The sequence below is a fragment of the Leifsonia poae genome, assembly GCF_020009625.1.
Classification (GTDB): Bacteria; Actinomycetota; Actinomycetes; order Actinomycetales; family Microbacteriaceae; genus Leifsonia; species Leifsonia poae_A.
In genome coordinates this window covers 1048979-1063819 of record NZ_JAIHLP010000002.1, presented here as the reverse complement: position 1 = coordinate 1063819, position 14841 = coordinate 1048979, and the positions used below count along the sequence as shown (strand labels likewise).

Here is a 14841-nt window from a genome sequence, read left to right as displayed (position 1 = left end):
GAGCAGCGAGCGGGCGACCAGACCGGTCGCCCGCTCCGCTCACCTCGAAAGCGGACCATCCGATCGGCCGACCGCCGGTTCGCGGCACTGCTCATGCTCCCCGCTGGGCTCTTCCTCGCCTTCTTCATCGGCTATCCGCTCATCCAGTTCGTCGGTGACGGCTTCTTCCGGTTCAGCCCGATCGCCGGCGGTCCGCGTGAGTTCGTCGGATTCGCCAACTATGTCTCGGCGTTCACCAGCACCGACTTCGGCAACGCAGCGTGGCGGACGCTCGTCTACACCGTCATCGTGGTGACGTTCGAGTTCGTGTTCGGGCTGTTCGTCGCCTTGCTCTTCACCTCGCTGGGGAACTCCTCCAGAGTGTTCCGGACGATTTTCCTCTATCCCCTGATGATCGCCCCGATCGTCGCGGGACTCTTGTGGCGGTTCCTGCTCATCGACAACTTCGGGATTATCAATGAGATTCTGACGTCTGTCGGAGTCATCCACTCAAGCGATCAGATTCAGTGGTTGAGCGACCCGAACATCGCGCTCTTCTCCGTTGCGATCCCGGACATCTGGCTGACGACCTCCTTCATCACGCTGGTGCTCTTCGCCGGGCTCCAGAACGTTCCCGGTGATGTGATCGAGGCGGCGAGGATCGACGGCGCCCGTTATCCGACAATCCTGTTCCGCATCGTGATCCCTCTGCTGCGGCCGGTGATCGCGGTGGCGCTGATCGTTCGAGGCATCGACGCTGCCCGAGCGTTCGACGTCATCGTCATCCAGACGAACGGCGGCCCGCAACAGAGCACAGAGACACTGTCATTGCTGATCTATCGAACGATGGTGCGGTTCGGGGATCCCGGGCTGGCGAGCGCGATGGGCACGATCTATCTGATCGCGATGTTGGCGGTCGCCCTCGTCGCGATCTTGACGATCTGGCGACCCGGAAGCGAGAGTGAACGATGAACGGCCTCGAGACCCGGCGACTGAGTTCGCGCGTCGTCCTCTGGCTGATCCTGATCGCCGTCGTCGTGCTGTATGGATTCCCCTTCCTCTACATGCTGTTCACCTCGTTCAAGACACCGCTGGAGACCATCGCTGTTCCGCCCAAACTCCTCCCCAGCGTGTGGACGGTCGACAACTACGTTTCGGCGCTCACGCGGTCGGGCGTCATTCCCTCCTTCATCAACAGCATCGTGACAGCCGTGCTGAGCACCGCGATCTCGCTCGTCCTCGCGATTCCGGCAGCGTACGCGGTGACACGATTCCGGACACGTACCGGGCGCGCCTTCATCGTGGCCGCGCTCGTCGCGAGGATGGTTCCCCCGATCGTGGTCGGCGTGCCGATGATCACCCTCTTCCGGAACCTCGGGATCTCCGACACGTCTTTCGCTCTCGCGATCGCCCACACGACGATCTCTCTTCCTCTCTCGATCTGGTTGATGTCGAGCTTCTTCGAAGCCGTGCCGGCAGAGCTGGAGGAAGCGGCGAAGATCGATGGTACGAGCAGGCTGGGGGCGCTGTGGCGGGTTGTGATTCCGGTGACGTCGGGTGGCGTCGCGGTGACGGCGATCTTCGCCTTCCTGGCATCGTGGAACGAGTTCTTGTTCGCGCTGCTGCTCACCGCGGTCCGTTCGCAGACGACACCGATCGTGATCGCAAACTTCCAGACGCAATTCGGTCTCGACTGGGGGTCGATGACCGCTCTCGCCGTTGTCTATTCGATTCCCGTGATCCTCCTGACCCTGCTTCTCCAACGGCATATCGTGGCCGGTCTCACGCTCGGCGCGGTCAAGGGTTGACCACCCGCATATCTAGGACGGCGACTCAAATGGATTTCAGGCGAACGGGCAGTCTGCTCGAGGGGAGAGAGAAGTGTCAGTGAAGAGTGCAGGGATCCGTGACGTCGCGGAGCTCGCCGGCGTATCGGTGACGACCGTGTCGCATGTGCTGAACGAGACGCCGCACACGCGGGTCTCCGAGGAGACGCGTGCCCGTGTGCGGCAGGCGGCGAAGACCCTCGGATATGGGCCGAATCGGATGGCTCAAGCGCTCCGGACCAACCGGTCCGGGTTGATCGGTCTTCTGAGCGAAGAGATCGCAACGACCCCGCACGCCGGGCGGATCATCCTCGGCGCGCAGAACGCCGCGCGTGAACACGATCTCACCCTGGTCATCATCAACACAGAGCGCGGGGGCGGTGGTGCCTCCCACCGGGAGGACATCCAAGCGCTGATCGACCGGCAGGTCGACGCAATCCTGTACGCGACGATGTATCACCGAAGCGTCTCGCTCCCGCCCAATCTGCAAAGCCTGCCCGCCGTCCTGATCGACTCGACGGACAAGGCCGGGATCGTCCCGGCCGTGGTGCCTGACGAGGTCGGGGGTGCGGTCGCAGCCGTCACCCATCTCGTCGAGGCCGGGCACAGACGCATCGGATTCCTCAACAACGACGACGATGTGCCGGCGACGCGCCTGCGCTTCGCCGGCTACCGCCAGGTCCTCGCAGACAACGACATCCCGTTCGACGAGGGTCTGGTGCTTTCCGCTCCGTCCGAGACACTGCCGGGATATGGGCTCGCGCGCGAGCTCCTCGGTCGGAGCGATCGGCCGACCGCGCTGTTCTGCTACAACGATCGGATGGCGATGGGTGCCTATCGCGCGGCGGCAGAGCTCGGCCTCGACGTTCCTCGCGATCTGTCCATCGTGGGTTTCGACAACCAGGAGCTCATCGCGGCGAACCTCTTCCCCGGCCTGACCACCGTCGCGCTCCCTCACTACGAGATGGGGGCGTGGGCGGTGGAGACACTCGTGCATCTCCTGCACGGTGAGGCCGAATATCGACTCATCGCCGACATGCCCACGCTGCTTGACTGCCCTCTGGTGATCCGAGGGTCCGTGGCCCAGCCACGAGTCGACTGAAAGGATACGAATGCTACGCCTTGCTGCCTCCTGGGTCTGGGATTTTTGGGTCGCCGACGACGGTGACGAGTACCACCTCTTCTTCCTCAAAGCGTCCCGGGCCCTCCTGAACCCGGATCGACGACACTGGCGTGCCACAATCGGCCATGCCACGTCGAAAGACCTGATGGAGTGGACTGAACACGCTGACGCGGTCATCCCAGACGACTCGCCCGCTTTCGACGATCTCGCGACGTGGACCGGCTCGGTCGTTCGCGAAGACGGCGGTTCGTGGCGGATGTTCTACACCGCGGTCAGCCGTTCGGAGAGCGGACTGGTCCAACGGATCAGCTCCGTCGTCTCCGACGATCTGTTCACGTGGCGGCGCGAGCCGGATCGTCAGGTCGTCGAACCCGACCGTCGGTGGTACGAGACCGCCGACACGAGACAGTGGCCCGACCAGGCGTGGCGCGATCCATGGGTGTTCTCCGAGGGGGGTCTGTGGCACATGCTCATCACCGCGCGCGCGAACCATGGAGACCCGGACAATCGCGGCGTCGTCGGACACGCCACATCTCCTGATCTGGCGTCCTGGACGGTACAACCGCCGCTGTCGGAACCCGGGGCCGGCTTCGGCCACCTCGAGGTGATCCAGACCGCTCGGGTCGATGGCCGGACGGTCGGGTTGTTCTCCAGCCTCGCCACCGAACTGTCGCATGACCGACGCGCCGATGAGCCGATCGGCGGAATCTGGGCATTCCCCGCCGACTCGCCCGCGGGTCCGTTCCGCATCGAGGAGGCATACCGCATCACGGACGAGCGACTCTATGTGGGGCGTCTCGTTCAAGACCGCAGCGGCCGGTGGCAGCTACTCGCCTTTCGAAACAACGACGGTGAAGGGGGGTGGGTCGGCGAGATCACGGATCCGCAGCCGGTGCGCTGGAGCGACGGGCGGCTGGAGATCCGGTCGCCGGATCGCGTCGGGGCGCTGAACGTCGGGGCGTCCTCGTGACCCGGAGTGCGCTCGTCATCGGTGAAGCTCTGCTCGACGAGGTCGTCGACGGTGACCGAGTCAGCCGCCACCCCGGAGGATCGCCGGCGAACGTCGCGCTCGGACTTGCACGTCTCGGTGTCGACACCCGCCTCCACACAGCGATCGGCGACGATGCGGACGGCGAAATGATCGAACGGCATCTTGGCGCGGCCGGCGTATCGGTGACGGCGAGCTCAGTTACCGATGCGCCGACATCCAACGCGGTCGCCATCCGTGCACAGGACGGATCGGTCAGCTACCGGTTCACCGTGGCCTGGGAGCCGGTTCGGCTTGACGATCTGGGATCGCCGACGCTCGTCCACGCCGGTTCGCTCGGCGCCTTCCTGCGGCCGGGCTCCGAGGTCACGAGAGACACCATCGGGCGAGGCCGCCGCCTCGGCGCTCTGATCAGCTTCGATCCGAACATCAGACCCTCCCTTCTGGCGGAACGGGAAGAGACGCGCGCATCGTTCGAAGAGCTGGCCTCCTCATCTCACCTCACGAAGCTGAGCGACGAGGATGCTGACCATCTGTATCCGGGAGTGCCTCTTGAAGACGTCCTCGACCGCCTCGTCGACGCCGGTGCCGGTGTGGCCGCGGTGACCCGCGGCAGTGAGGGGGCCCTATTGGCGAGCGGCGACGAGCGTGTCAGCGTGCTCTCGGTCAGAACTCCCGTCGCCGACACCGTCGGCGCCGGCGACTCCTTCATGGCTGCGCTCATCTGGGCCCTCGCCTTCGATGGCGCCGCCTGGGCCGGTGGGCCGATACCGGCCGCTCGCCTCCAAACGATCGGTGACACCGCGGCCCGGGCGGCGGCGATCACCGTCTCCCGGTCGGGTGCAGACCTTCCGCACATCGGCGAGCTTCGAGCGGGCCTCTCCAGCGCATCGGGCTGAATCTCAGTGCGTCAACCAAGACAGGAACAGGAAGACTCGTGTCGAGCGAAAACTATTACGACGTGACGAAGTGGAACATCGGCGATCCGGCCGAGGACATCGGCGGGGTGATCAACAGCATCATCGCCGACATCAAGAGCCGGCAGACGGCCATCGATGAGAACGAGGGCGGAAAGCCCGGCGCTGTGATCTATGTTCCGCCTGGTGACTACCACCTCCGCACACAGGTGGTGATCGACATCAGCTTCCTTCGAATCGAAGGTTCCGGACACGGCTTCACCTCATCGAGCATCCGCTTCAACGTTCCCGACATCGAGCGGGACGAGCTGCACGAACTGTGGCCCGGAGGCAGCCGCATTCTCGTCGATCTCCGTTTCGATGGCGAGGTGGAGTCCACGGGCGCTGCCTTCTACATCGGGCGAACCGGGAGCCCGCGGATCAGCTCGATCGAGTTCTCGAACTTCTGCATCGACGGATTGCATTTCGAGCCGGACGGGTCGGCGATGCTGCCCGAGAACACCTACATCAACGGCAAGACGGGGATCTATGTCGCCGACGCCAACGACTCGTTCCGGATCAACGGTATGGGGTTCATCTACCTCGAGCACGCTCTCACGATCTACAACGCGGACGCGCTTTCCGTCCACGACAACTTCCTGGCCGAATGCGGAAGCTGCATCGAGCTGCGCGGCTGGGGACAGGCGTCGAAGATCACTGACAATCTGATCGGCGCAGGCTTCGCGGGACACTCGATCTATGCGGAGAACCACGGTGGGCTGCTGATCACGGCGAACAATGTCTTTCCGCGCGGTGCGAGCAGCGTCCATCTCGAGGGCGTCACGCGTTCGAGCGTCACGAACAACCGTCTGCATTCGTTCTACCCGGGGATGGTCGTGCTGACAGCGAACAGCTCGGAGAATCTCGTGGGCTCGAATCATCTCCTGCGCGATCACGAGCCCTGGACGCCCTTCCTGGGCGTCGACAATGGCGTGGACGACGTCGCCGGCCTTCTCCATATCAGCGGTAGCAACAACTCGGTGATCGGCAACCACTTCTCCGAGGCCATCGACTCACGGCGCATCCGGCCGAAGGGGGAGAGGCCCGTCATCATCCGACTGACGGCGGGTGCGGGCAACTTCATCTCGAGCAACCACGTGGTGGCGATGGACGTTCGCGCACCGTCGGGAGAATCCGCCTATGCCGCGCAAGTGGATGCCCTTCTGACGACCGAGGCCTCGGACAGTCTCGCCGTGACGACGGTTCTGATCGATCCCGAATCGGATCGGAACACGATCGTCGATTCGGGATATGAAGCGCAGGTCGTCGCGGATCGGGCCGTCAACGCCGTTCGACCCACACCCGCGTTCGGTTCCTGAGTGTCGCTGCTCCGCGGCACGGGCTGGCGGCGAACCGCACCTAACCGCCGTTGTAGACGGGGTGCATCGCGATCAGCAGCGTCGCGGCCCAGTGGCAGAGGAACGCCAAAACCGTCAGTGTGTGGAAGATCTCGTGGAAGCCGAACGTGCCCGGGAACGGGTTGGGTCGCTTCATCCCGTAGATGACGGCGCCGATCGTGTAGAGCACACCGCCGACGAGAACCAGCACCATCATCGCGACGTTCGCCTCGAGCAGATCGACGATGTAGCCGAGCGCGCCCCAACCCATCCCGATGTAGATCGGAACGTAGAGCCAGCGCGGTGCGTTGATCCAGAACACGCGGAAGCCGATGCCGAGCAGCGCGGCGCCCCACACCAGGGAGAGCAGCAGGATGCCCTTCGAGGAGGGCAAGGCCAGCACGGCGAGCGGGGTGTAGGTTCCCGCGATCAGCAAGAAGATGTTCGCGTGGTCGATGCGCTTCAGAATGATCTTCGTGCGCGGTTTCCAGTTGAAGCGGTGGTACAGCGCCGAGTTGCCGAACAACAGCATCGAAGTGAGCATGAACACCGCAGACGCCCACTTGGCCGGCGCGCCTTCGGCGAGCGTGATCAGCACGATGCCGGCGGCGATGGTCACCGGGAACGTGCCGGCGTGGATCCATCCCCGCCAGGTCGGCTTGATTTCACCGACAGTGACGGCCGAGGCGTCGAGCAGGGGGATGTTGGGAAGGTCCGGCCCGCGGTCTTCGTCGGCTTTGACGGCCGCATCGGCGGCACCGAGGGCGTCGGCCGGCTGGTGCAGCAGCTCGGCGACGTCTTCGGTCTCACGGGGCTTGCGAGGCGTCATGCTGCAAGGGTACGGGAAGGGCGGTGTCCGGCGGCTGTGAGTTCGTCCGGGCGGCGCGCGGTAACGTACCTCTGTGAGTAGACGGAGTTTCCCCCTTGGGCGCGGCCTCCTTTACGGTCTCTACCAGCGCCGGCTCAAGCGAGGCCTCACCAAAGACGTGGTGCCGGGCCACGTGGCCATGATCATCGACGGCAACCGCCGGTGGGCGCGACAGGCCGGTCTGCTCACGGTGGCACACGGACACCGGGCGGGCGCCGCCAAGATGCGCGAGTTCCTGGAGTGGTGCGACGACCTCGGTGTCTCGGTCGTCACGCTGTACCTTCTCTCGTCCGACAACCTCACCAACCGGGAGAGTGCCGAGCTCTCCGACCTCATCGAGATCATCGCCGAGCTCGCCGACGACCTCTCCCGCTATCGCGACTGGCGGGTTCAGCATGTCGGGAGCACCACCGGACTGCCGGAGCCGCTCGTCGCGGCGCTCGCCGCAGCCGAGCAGCGCACGGCCGACAACAAGGGTCTTCACGTCAATCTCGCGGTCGGCTACGGGGGACGCAAAGAGATCACGGATGCGATGCGCAGCATCGTTGCCGACCATCACGCCGACGGCGGCAGTCTCGAGACGCTCGCCGATTTGCTCACCCCCGACATGATCGGCGCGCATCTGTACACTGGCGGCCAGCCGGACCCCGACCTGGTGATCCGCACCTCGGGCGAGCAGCGGCTCAGCGACTTCATGCTGTGGCAGAGCGCCCACAGCGAGTTCTATTTCGTGGAAGCGCTCGGCCCCGACCTGCGCGAAGTGGACTTCTTGCGGGCGGTGCGCGACTACTCGCGGCGCCAGCGCCGCTACGGCGGCTGAGGTCTCGCCGGGCATCTCCAGCCTCTGCTATCGTTCCCCTACCCGTTTCCAGGGAGGGAGGACGGCCGTGCTCGGCACGACCCGAACATTGGCGCGAACGGCGGCATTCGGTCTGCCGATGCGGCTCCGTGCGGCCTGCTGGCTCGCCCTGGTGAGCGGGGTGCTCGGCGCCGCGCTGTTCTGGCTGAGCGCGAGGGCGCCCGTGCTGTGGTCGCTGAGTCTGGCAGCGCCGTACCCGTTCGCGATCGCTCTTCCCCTCCTCGGTGCGCTGGTGACCGGGGTCACGGTCGTGTGCGTCGTCGTCGGTGTCGCCGCGCGGGCTCGCGGCGGTTCCGGCCGGTCCTGGCTTCTGCTGGGGATCTCGTTGGCCGGTGTCGTCCTGCTCCTGATCCTGCTGCAACGGATGCTCACCGGCGCATTCGCGTTCGTGCTCTCCGCCGCACTCTCCGACGCGGTGAACCTGGGCTTTCTCGTGGCGGTCGTTCTCGCCTGTGCGCTGGCCGTCTCCTCGGGGCCGGCGACCATCGTCACCGGTCCGAGCCCGGCCGATCGGGAGGCTCCCGACGCGGCGGTCCTGGTGCGGTTTGCCATCGGCGGCGCTTTCGTCGTGCTCGCCATCGCCGTTCTGGTCACGGCGCGCGCCCTGATCGTGCCCGACCCGTTCGGGCTCGGACCGGAGGAGCTCCTGATGAGCGCCATGATGATCCCGGCGATGACCCTTCCCCTCTTCGGTGCGATCGCCGCAGGCCGCGGCTCCGCATTCGGACGCCAGCTCGTGAGCGTGGTGGCCGTCGTGCTCGTGCTCGACGGGGTCGACGGCTTCGTCGAATTCCGCTTCAGTGCGTCGGCGTTCGCCGCCGTCGGCTACGGCATCCTGACCGTCATCGCACTGCTTGTCGCCGTCGTGCTCTGGCTGCCGCCGGTCTCCCGCTCGCTGGCGGTCGCGCGGGCACAGCGTCCCGCGCTCTGACCGTCGACGCGAATCCCCGCCCGCCGGACTGACAGAATGTTCCAGGAGGTCACTCAGATGACGACGATGGACGAGTTCGCGGCCGGTTTCCGCGAGGAGCCGGGCTATTTGGACTACGGACGAGTGGGGCCACTCTCGGCGACCGTGGTCGCCGAATCCGCCGGGCAGAACGAGATCGTGGCCAAAGGCCGATTCGGCAGCATCGAGGGGATGCGGCGAGAAGACCAGCGGATGCGCGACGCCGTCGCCGGCCTCACCGGATTCCCGGCGGACCAGATCGTCTTCCAGCCCAATACGAGCACCGGTCTGATGCACGCGATGTTCGGCCTCACCGGCGGAGAGCTGCTGCTCTCGGCGGCCGAGTTCCCAAGTGTCACCTTCGCGGCGGTGCGGGCCGCGCAGGCGATGCACGTCATCACTCCGACGTGGCTCGAGACCGATCACGGCCGCGTCACGCCCGGCCAGATCCGTGATCAGGTGGGCGCGAACACCGCGGCCGTCGCCGTCAGCCTGGTCGACTCGCGCACGGGCTACCTCGCCGACATCGACGGCATCCGTCAGGTTATCGGCGACCGGCTGCTGATCGTGGATGCGATCCAGGGGTTCGGCATCGTCGACGCACCGTACGAGGTGGCCGATGTCGTCGTCGCCGGTGGTCAGAAGTGGCTGCGCTCGGGCTGGGGAACGGGCTTCCTCGCTCTCAGCGCGCGCGCTCTCGACCACCTCACGCCCGTGTTCAGCGGGTTCACCGGCACGGATAGGCCGGAATCGTGGGACGAGGTCATCGACCCCGCATCCGGCGCCCGCGCGTTCACGGTGAGCAACCCGGACTGCGTGGCCGAGGCACGCTTCGCCGCGGCGCTCGAGGAGGTCGCCTCCGTCGGCGTGGCCGAGATCAACGCAGCCGTGAGTGAGAACGTCGAGCATGTGCTGGATCTGGCCGACGAGTTCGGCATCCCGGTGGCGTCGTCGCGCAATGCGGCGGAGCGTGCGGGAATGGTCGTGCTGGAACCGCTGCAGGAACGGCTGACGGTGCTGAGCGCCTCCCTGTTCAACCACGGCGTCACCGCCACGAATCGCGACACCAATGTGCGCATCAGCGCGCACGCGGGGACGAACAACGACACGTTGGAGATGTTGCGCGCTGCATTCACCTCCTACGCATCGGTCGCCTGAGACCGGCCGGGCGGTAAGCGTTCACACGGGGTTAATCCGGAGCGCGGGCGTGTCGCAGACGACTGTCGGCCGTGCGGCGTAGCGTCTGTCGTATCGGGCACGGCGCCCGATCGAGACGGCCACGTAAGTTCGTTTCGAAACCCAAGCGGCCGACTCGCAGGCGAAATCCGGGAGCTCCACGGAGCGACCGGGGTGGGAGTTGTTGTGGCCGAACAGGTAACCCGACAGCCGGCACAGACCGGATCGACGTCCCGGCACATGGAGCAACAGGAGCGCACATATGTGCTCGACACCTCCGTGCTGTTGTCCGACCCCAAGGCGATCTTCCGGTTCGCCGAGCACGCCGTAGTCATCCCGGTGGTGGTGATCAGCGAGCTGGAAGGGAAACGCAACGACCCAGAGATCGGGTACTTCGCCCGCCAAGCGCTGCGCAACCTCGATGAGTTGCGGGTGCTGCACGAGCGTCTCGACTTCCCGATCCCCGTGGGCGACGGCGGTTCTCTGCGCGTCGAACTCAACCACTCCAATATGTCGGTGCTCCCGAGCGGGCTGCAGCTGAACGACAACGACTCACGCATCCTCGCCGTGGCGCAGAACCTGGCGAACGATGGGCTCGAGGTCACGGTCGTCTCCAAAGACCTTCCGCTGCGGGTCAAGGCCGCCTCCATCGGTCTCGCGGCCGAGGAGTACCGGCACGAGCTCGCGGTCGACTCCGGGTGGACGGGCCTCGATGAGATCACCCTCGGCGCCGATGAGATGGCCGACCTCTATGAGAACGAGAGGATGCACAGCGAACTCGTCGACGAGCTGCCCGTCAACACCGGGCTCATCATCCACTCCGACCGGGGTTCGGCCCTCGGCCGCGTCACGAGCGACGGCGCGCTGAAGCTCGTGCGCGGCGACCGGGACGTCTTCGGGCTGCACGGTCGTTCGGCGGAGCAGCGCCTGGCCATCGACATGCTGCTCGACCCGGAGGTCGGCATCCTGTCGCTCGGCGGGCGCGCTGGAACCGGCAAGTCGGCGTTGGCCCTCTGCGCGGGTCTCGAGGCGGTGCTCGAACGGCAGCAGCACAAGCGGATCATGGTCTTCCGACCGCTCTACGCGGTGGGCGGCCAGGAGCTCGGCTACCTGCCGGGCGACCAGGGCGAGAAGATGAACCCGTGGGGGCAGGCGGTGTTCGACACCCTCGGCGCGCTGGTGTCGCAGAACGTGCTCGACGAGGTGCAGGATCGCGGCATTCTCGAGGTGCTGCCGCTCACGCACATCCGGGGCCGCTCGTTGCACGACGCGTTCGTGATCGTGGACGAAGCCCAATCGCTGGAGCGCAATGTGCTGCTCACCGTGCTCAGCCGCATCGGCCAGAACTCGCGCGTGGTGCTCACCCACGATGTCGCCCAGCGTGACAATCTGCGGGTGGGCCGGCACGACGGTGTCGCCTCAGTGATCGAGACGCTGAAAGGCCACTCGCTCTTCGGCCACATCACCCTGACCCGCTCGGAGCGTTCGGCCATCGCCGCGCTGGTGACGGAGATGCTGGAGGGCAACGAACTGTCGTAGACGCGCGCGACGGCGCCCGATCCTTGCAACGCGGGATCGGGCGCCGTGGTGCGTCCGCGGGGGCCCGATGCGGATCGGGCGTTCCTACCGCTGGTGCGCAGGCCGCTGTGCGCGGTGAGCGACCCTGTGGAGAACGGCGTGGTGGTCGGGCCCGCGCCTAGCGTGGACCCATGGGGGAGAAGAGCAGGAGTACAGCAGGCGGTGGCAGGGTCGCAGGAGGTTGCGAGAGTGGCGACCGGGCCAGTGGCGGTCGGGCGAGAAGCGTCGGCCGGGCCGGTTCGCGGCTCGTGCCGACGGGCGCGACACTCGGTGCGGCTCTCGCGCTCGGGCTTCTCGCGGTGGTGCGCTGGGGGCCGGGGCCGCCCGTCGTGCTCGCCTGCGGCTATGTCGCCGCCGTCACCCTCCCGCTCTGCGTGGCCGATCTGCGGGAGCGGCGTCTGCCGAACGTCCTCGTGCTTCCGGGGTTCGTCTTCGCGGCCACGGGCGTCGTCGGGCGCGCGCTCGCGCGTGGTTCGCCGCCGCTCGCCGAGGTTGTCCTGTGCTCGGCCGTCGTCGCGACGTTCGCGGTAGTGGCGGCGAGTGAAGGAATGGGGATGGGCGATGTCAAACTCGCGGGGATGCTCGCGCTGGCGGCGACCTCCGCTGGACTCGGCGCCGAACGGATCGCGGCGGCGGCCGGTGTCGCGTTCCTCGGTGCCGGAGTGGTCGCCCTCGGCGTGCTGCACACCGGGGGACGGGAGGTGCCTCTCGGGCCGTTCCTGCTGCTCGGGTTCTGGGCTGCCGTCGGCGTGCGGTAGGCGATCACAGCTGCTACTATTCTGAACATGTTCAGTGAACGCGTTCAGTCTCGGAGTGAGCAGGGGAGGGCCACTCGCGAACGAGTGGTCGAAGTGGCCGAGACGCTCTTCGTCGATCGTGGGTTCGCTGCGACCACCGTGCGCCAGATCGCCGCGGCCGCCGGGGTCAGCGCCGGAACCGTCATGGCCGCCGGCGACAAACGGGGCCTCCTCGTCGCCATCGTCGACCGTTGGATCGCGCAGGTGCGGCCGGATCCGGGTGCGCTGCCGCCCGGTGCGCCGCCCGCGGCCGACTCGGCCGGGGTCGACGTCACCGACCGCATCCTGTTGCTCGTCCTCCCGTTTCTCGATCTCTTCGCAGAGAACATGGGGTTGGCACGCGAATACGGGGCCATCCTCGTCAGCGGGAGCCACGACTCGGTGATCTTCCACGGGCTGGCGGGCGTGCTGAGCGATGACATCGAGCGCGAACTCTCGCTGTCGGGGCTGGCCGCCGAGCGCATCCCGAGCGGAGTCAGCGCCATCTATCTCTCCTACCTCGGAACGCTGCTCGCCTGGGCGGGCGGCGCGGCCGAGGTGCAGCTCCTGATCGACCGGCTCCGGTCGGTGATCGACTTCGTGGCCCATCCTCAGGGGGAATGACATGATCCTCATACCCGAGCCCTGGTGGCTCACCGCCGTTCTCGCCGTCGTACTCCTCGCCGACGCACTCCTCTCGCTGCGGCCCCCGGGGTTCGTGCGGGACTGTCTCAACGGTGTGCACTTTCCGCGCGAGTGGTGGTGGACGCTGATCGTCATCAAACTGCTGGGGGCGGCCGGCCTGCTGGTGGGAATCGGAACGCCGGGGGTCGCGTTCGCGGCCAACGTCGGCGTCGTGGTCTACTTCGTCGCAGCCGCGTATGCGCACATCCGCGCCCGATTCCTCAGGCAGGAGTTCTGGCTGAACTGCCTCGGGATGCTCGCCCTCTCGCTCGTCGTGCTGCTGGTGTCGTACCTCCGCTGAGGCCGAACGGCGATGCTTCGGCCCAGCCGGGGTGGAACGGCCTCAACCGAGCCGGGTGGCGCGCACGACGACATCGTCCAGGTGATGAGCGCCGCCCGCGTGACCGGGGAGCGTCCGGGTCTCCTCGACCGCGGCCTCGATGCGCCAGCGCAGCGGCTCGAGAACGGCGATGATCTCGGCGCGGGTGACGGTGGCCCCGGCGGGCGAGACACCGTGAGCGGCGCCCTCCTGACGGTGGGCGACGATCAGCAGGGTTCCGCCGAGATCGACCCAGCGGGCGATGCGCGCGAAGAAGGCGAGGGCCGGCATCGCCGGGTGTGCGTAGCTCGTGACGACGAGACCGAACCGGCGCCCCGGCTCCCAGACGGTCAGATCGGCCTCGACCCAGCTCACCCGTCCGGCTGCGGGCATGGATGCCGTTCGCGCGGCCGCCTGAGCCAGAGCGGTCGGGGAGATGTCTGCGGCGGTGACGCGCCAACCGGCTTCGGCCAGCCAGAGCGCTTCGGCGCCCGTTCCGCATCCGGCGTCGAGCGCATCCCCTGGCGTCAGCGCCACTGTCTCTCGAGCGAGGTAGGGGTGGGGGAGGCTCGCGGCGGCTGCCCCGGCGGCGGGGGAGGAGCTTCGGCCCTGAGCCCAGTGGTGCTCCCAGAACTCCTTGCCGAACTCGGGGGTCGGCCTCGTGTCGGCGTCGCTCGGCGACGTCGTGTCGTTCGGCAATGTTGCGCCGTTCATGTTCATCTCGTCCGCCGTCTCCATTCCCCGATCGTCTCCAAACATCGCGCGGATGCGCAAGGGACGTTGCCGAATGGCAAAATCGGAGGATGACCCCGGACTCGAACACGACCCTCGACGCGGTCGGACCGCGACTCAAACGCCTCCGGCTGCGCCGGGACGTCACCCTCGCCGACCTCGCCGCGCAGACCGGCATCTCGGCGAGCACCCTCTCCCGGCTCGAATCGGGCCTACGGCGACCAACCCTCGAACAGCTGCTCCCTCTCGCCCGCGTGCACGGCGTCACGCTCGATGAGCTCGTGGATGCGCCACCGACCGGCGACCCTCGCATCCATCTGCGGCCGGTCGCCTGCTCCGACGGGTCGACGATCCTGCCGCTCACCCGGCGGCCGGGAGGCATCCAGGCCTACAAGTTCGTCCTGCCGACGGGGCACGACGAGCAGGAACCTCAGCTGCGCACGCACGACGGGTACGACTGGGTCTACGTTCTCAACGGCACGCTCCGCGTCGTTCTCGCCGAGCATGACCTCCGGCTGACGCCCGGTGAGGCCGCGGAGTTCGACACTCGCACACCGCATTGGTTCGGCTCGACCAGCGCCGGCCCCGTCGAATACCTCAGCCTGGTCGGCAGGCAGGGCGAACGCGCGCACGTGCGCGCCGTGCCGAAGCGCAGCTCGAAGCGGGAGCCCTGAGCGACCGTCGGGGGAGA

Annotated in this window: 16 protein-coding genes; 14 read left to right on the top strand and 2 right to left on the bottom strand. The window is 67.0% G+C overall.

The window, feature by feature from the left end; genetic code table 11:
• The first annotated feature begins 57 nt into the window (after positions 1-57).
• The 6 genes from K5L49_RS05730 to K5L49_RS05705 all read left to right on the top strand — a co-directional run bounded on the left by K5L49_RS05730 (position 58) and on the right by K5L49_RS05705 (position 6191).
• On the top strand, positions 58-951 hold the full coding sequence (locus K5L49_RS05730) for a carbohydrate ABC transporter permease (RefSeq protein WP_223695253.1): 894 nt from the start codon (positions 58-60) through the stop codon (positions 949-951).
• Entirely contained in the window at positions 948-1787 is an 840-nt protein-coding gene (locus K5L49_RS05725; RefSeq protein WP_223691031.1) for a carbohydrate ABC transporter permease, read from the top strand. Before K5L49_RS05730 ends, K5L49_RS05725 begins: the two co-directional genes overlap by 4 nt.
• Before the next feature lie 73 nt (positions 1788-1860).
• On the top strand, positions 1861-2907 hold the full coding sequence (locus K5L49_RS05720) for a LacI family DNA-binding transcriptional regulator (protein WP_223691030.1): 1047 nt from the start codon (positions 1861-1863) through the stop codon (positions 2905-2907).
• A 10-nt stretch (positions 2908-2917) separates the two neighbouring features.
• Positions 2918-3898, top strand: a complete 981-nt coding sequence (locus K5L49_RS05715; RefSeq protein WP_223691029.1) for a glycosyl hydrolase family 32 — start codon at positions 2918-2920, stop codon at positions 3896-3898.
• Entirely contained in the window at positions 3895-4815 is a 921-nt protein-coding gene (locus K5L49_RS05710; RefSeq protein WP_223691028.1) for a carbohydrate kinase family protein, read from the top strand. Before K5L49_RS05715 ends, K5L49_RS05710 begins: the two co-directional genes overlap by 4 nt.
• Positions 4816-4853: 38 nt before the next feature.
• Positions 4854-6191 carry a NosD domain-containing protein gene (locus K5L49_RS05705; protein WP_223691027.1) on the top strand — a complete coding sequence of 446 codons (1338 nt, stop codon included), beginning with the start codon at positions 4854-4856 and terminating at the stop codon, positions 6189-6191.
• 40 nt (positions 6192-6231) lie between these two features.
• Here the strand turns inward: K5L49_RS05705 and trhA are convergent, their stop codons facing one another.
• Positions 6232-7038, bottom strand: a complete 807-nt coding sequence (gene trhA / locus K5L49_RS05700; protein ID WP_223691026.1) for a PAQR family membrane homeostasis protein TrhA — start codon at positions 7036-7038, stop codon at positions 6232-6234.
• Positions 7039-7111: 73 nt separating this feature from the next.
• Here trhA and K5L49_RS05695 point away from each other — a divergent pair, with 73 nt between their 5' ends.
• From K5L49_RS05695 to K5L49_RS05665, 7 genes are all read left to right on the top strand, one after another.
• Positions 7112-7897 carry an isoprenyl transferase gene (locus K5L49_RS05695; RefSeq protein ID WP_223691025.1) on the top strand — a complete coding sequence of 262 codons (786 nt, stop codon included), beginning with the start codon at positions 7112-7114 and terminating at the stop codon, positions 7895-7897.
• A 67-nt stretch (positions 7898-7964) separates the two neighbouring features.
• A complete protein-coding gene (locus tag K5L49_RS05690; protein WP_223691024.1) occupies positions 7965-8867 on the top strand; it encodes a hypothetical protein in 903 nt (300 codons plus the stop codon).
• A 57-nt stretch (positions 8868-8924) separates the two neighbouring features.
• Entirely contained in the window at positions 8925-10043 is a 1119-nt protein-coding gene (locus K5L49_RS05685) for an aminotransferase class V-fold PLP-dependent enzyme (protein ID WP_223691023.1), read from the top strand.
• A 258-nt stretch (positions 10044-10301) separates the two neighbouring features.
• Positions 10302-11600, top strand: coding sequence for a PhoH family protein (locus K5L49_RS05680; protein ID WP_223695252.1), 1299 nt, complete (start codon positions 10302-10304; stop codon positions 11598-11600).
• A 170-nt stretch (positions 11601-11770) separates the two neighbouring features.
• Positions 11771-12397 (top strand): prepilin peptidase, encoded by a 627-nt coding sequence (locus tag K5L49_RS05675; protein ID WP_223691022.1) that lies wholly within the window; start codon positions 11771-11773, stop codon positions 12395-12397.
• 93 nt (positions 12398-12490) lie between these two features.
• Positions 12491-13039, top strand: a complete 549-nt coding sequence (locus K5L49_RS05670) for a TetR/AcrR family transcriptional regulator (RefSeq protein ID WP_308116519.1) — start codon at positions 12491-12493, stop codon at positions 13037-13039.
• A gap of 1 nt (position 13040) precedes the next feature.
• On the top strand, positions 13041-13400 hold the full coding sequence (locus K5L49_RS05665) for a DoxX family protein (RefSeq protein WP_223691020.1): 360 nt from the start codon (positions 13041-13043) through the stop codon (positions 13398-13400).
• 42 nt (positions 13401-13442) lie between these two features.
• Here the strand turns inward: K5L49_RS05665 and K5L49_RS05660 are convergent, their stop codons facing one another.
• Positions 13443-14156, bottom strand: a complete 714-nt coding sequence (locus K5L49_RS05660; RefSeq protein WP_223691019.1) for a class I SAM-dependent methyltransferase — start codon at positions 14154-14156, stop codon at positions 13443-13445.
• A gap of 65 nt (positions 14157-14221) precedes the next feature.
• Here K5L49_RS05660 and K5L49_RS05655 point away from each other — a divergent pair, with 65 nt between their 5' ends.
• Positions 14222-14824, top strand: a complete 603-nt coding sequence (locus tag K5L49_RS05655; protein WP_223691018.1) for a helix-turn-helix domain-containing protein — start codon at positions 14222-14224, stop codon at positions 14822-14824.
• Positions 14825-14841: the final 17 nt, after the last annotated feature.

Excerpts from the sequence above, each read along its gene's own strand:
- K5L49_RS05715 (WP_223691029.1), top strand. The coding sequence starts at position 2,918 with ATGCTACGCCTTGCTGCCTCCTGGGTCTGGGATTTTTGGGTCGCCGAC.
- trhA (WP_223691026.1), bottom strand. The coding sequence starts at position 7,038 with ATGACGCCTCGCAAGCCCCGTGAGACCGAAGACGTCGCCGAGCTGCTG.
- K5L49_RS05665 (WP_223691020.1), top strand. The coding sequence starts at position 13,041 with ATGATCCTCATACCCGAGCCCTGGTGGCTCACCGCCGTTCTCGCCGTC.
- K5L49_RS05685 (WP_223691023.1), top strand. The coding sequence starts at position 8,925 with ATGACGACGATGGACGAGTTCGCGGCCGGTTTCCGCGAGGAGCCGGGC.
- K5L49_RS05675 (WP_223691022.1), top strand. The coding sequence starts at position 11,771 with ATGGGGGAGAAGAGCAGGAGTACAGCAGGCGGTGGCAGGGTCGCAGGA.
- K5L49_RS05655 (WP_223691018.1), top strand. The coding sequence starts at position 14,222 with ATGACCCCGGACTCGAACACGACCCTCGACGCGGTCGGACCGCGACTC.
- K5L49_RS05725 (WP_223691031.1), top strand. The coding sequence starts at position 948 with ATGAACGGCCTCGAGACCCGGCGACTGAGTTCGCGCGTCGTCCTCTGG.
- K5L49_RS05660 (WP_223691019.1), bottom strand. The coding sequence starts at position 14,156 with ATGGAGACGGCGGACGAGATGAACATGAACGGCGCAACATTGCCGAAC.
- K5L49_RS05680 (WP_223695252.1), top strand. The coding sequence starts at position 10,302 with ATGGAGCAACAGGAGCGCACATATGTGCTCGACACCTCCGTGCTGTTG.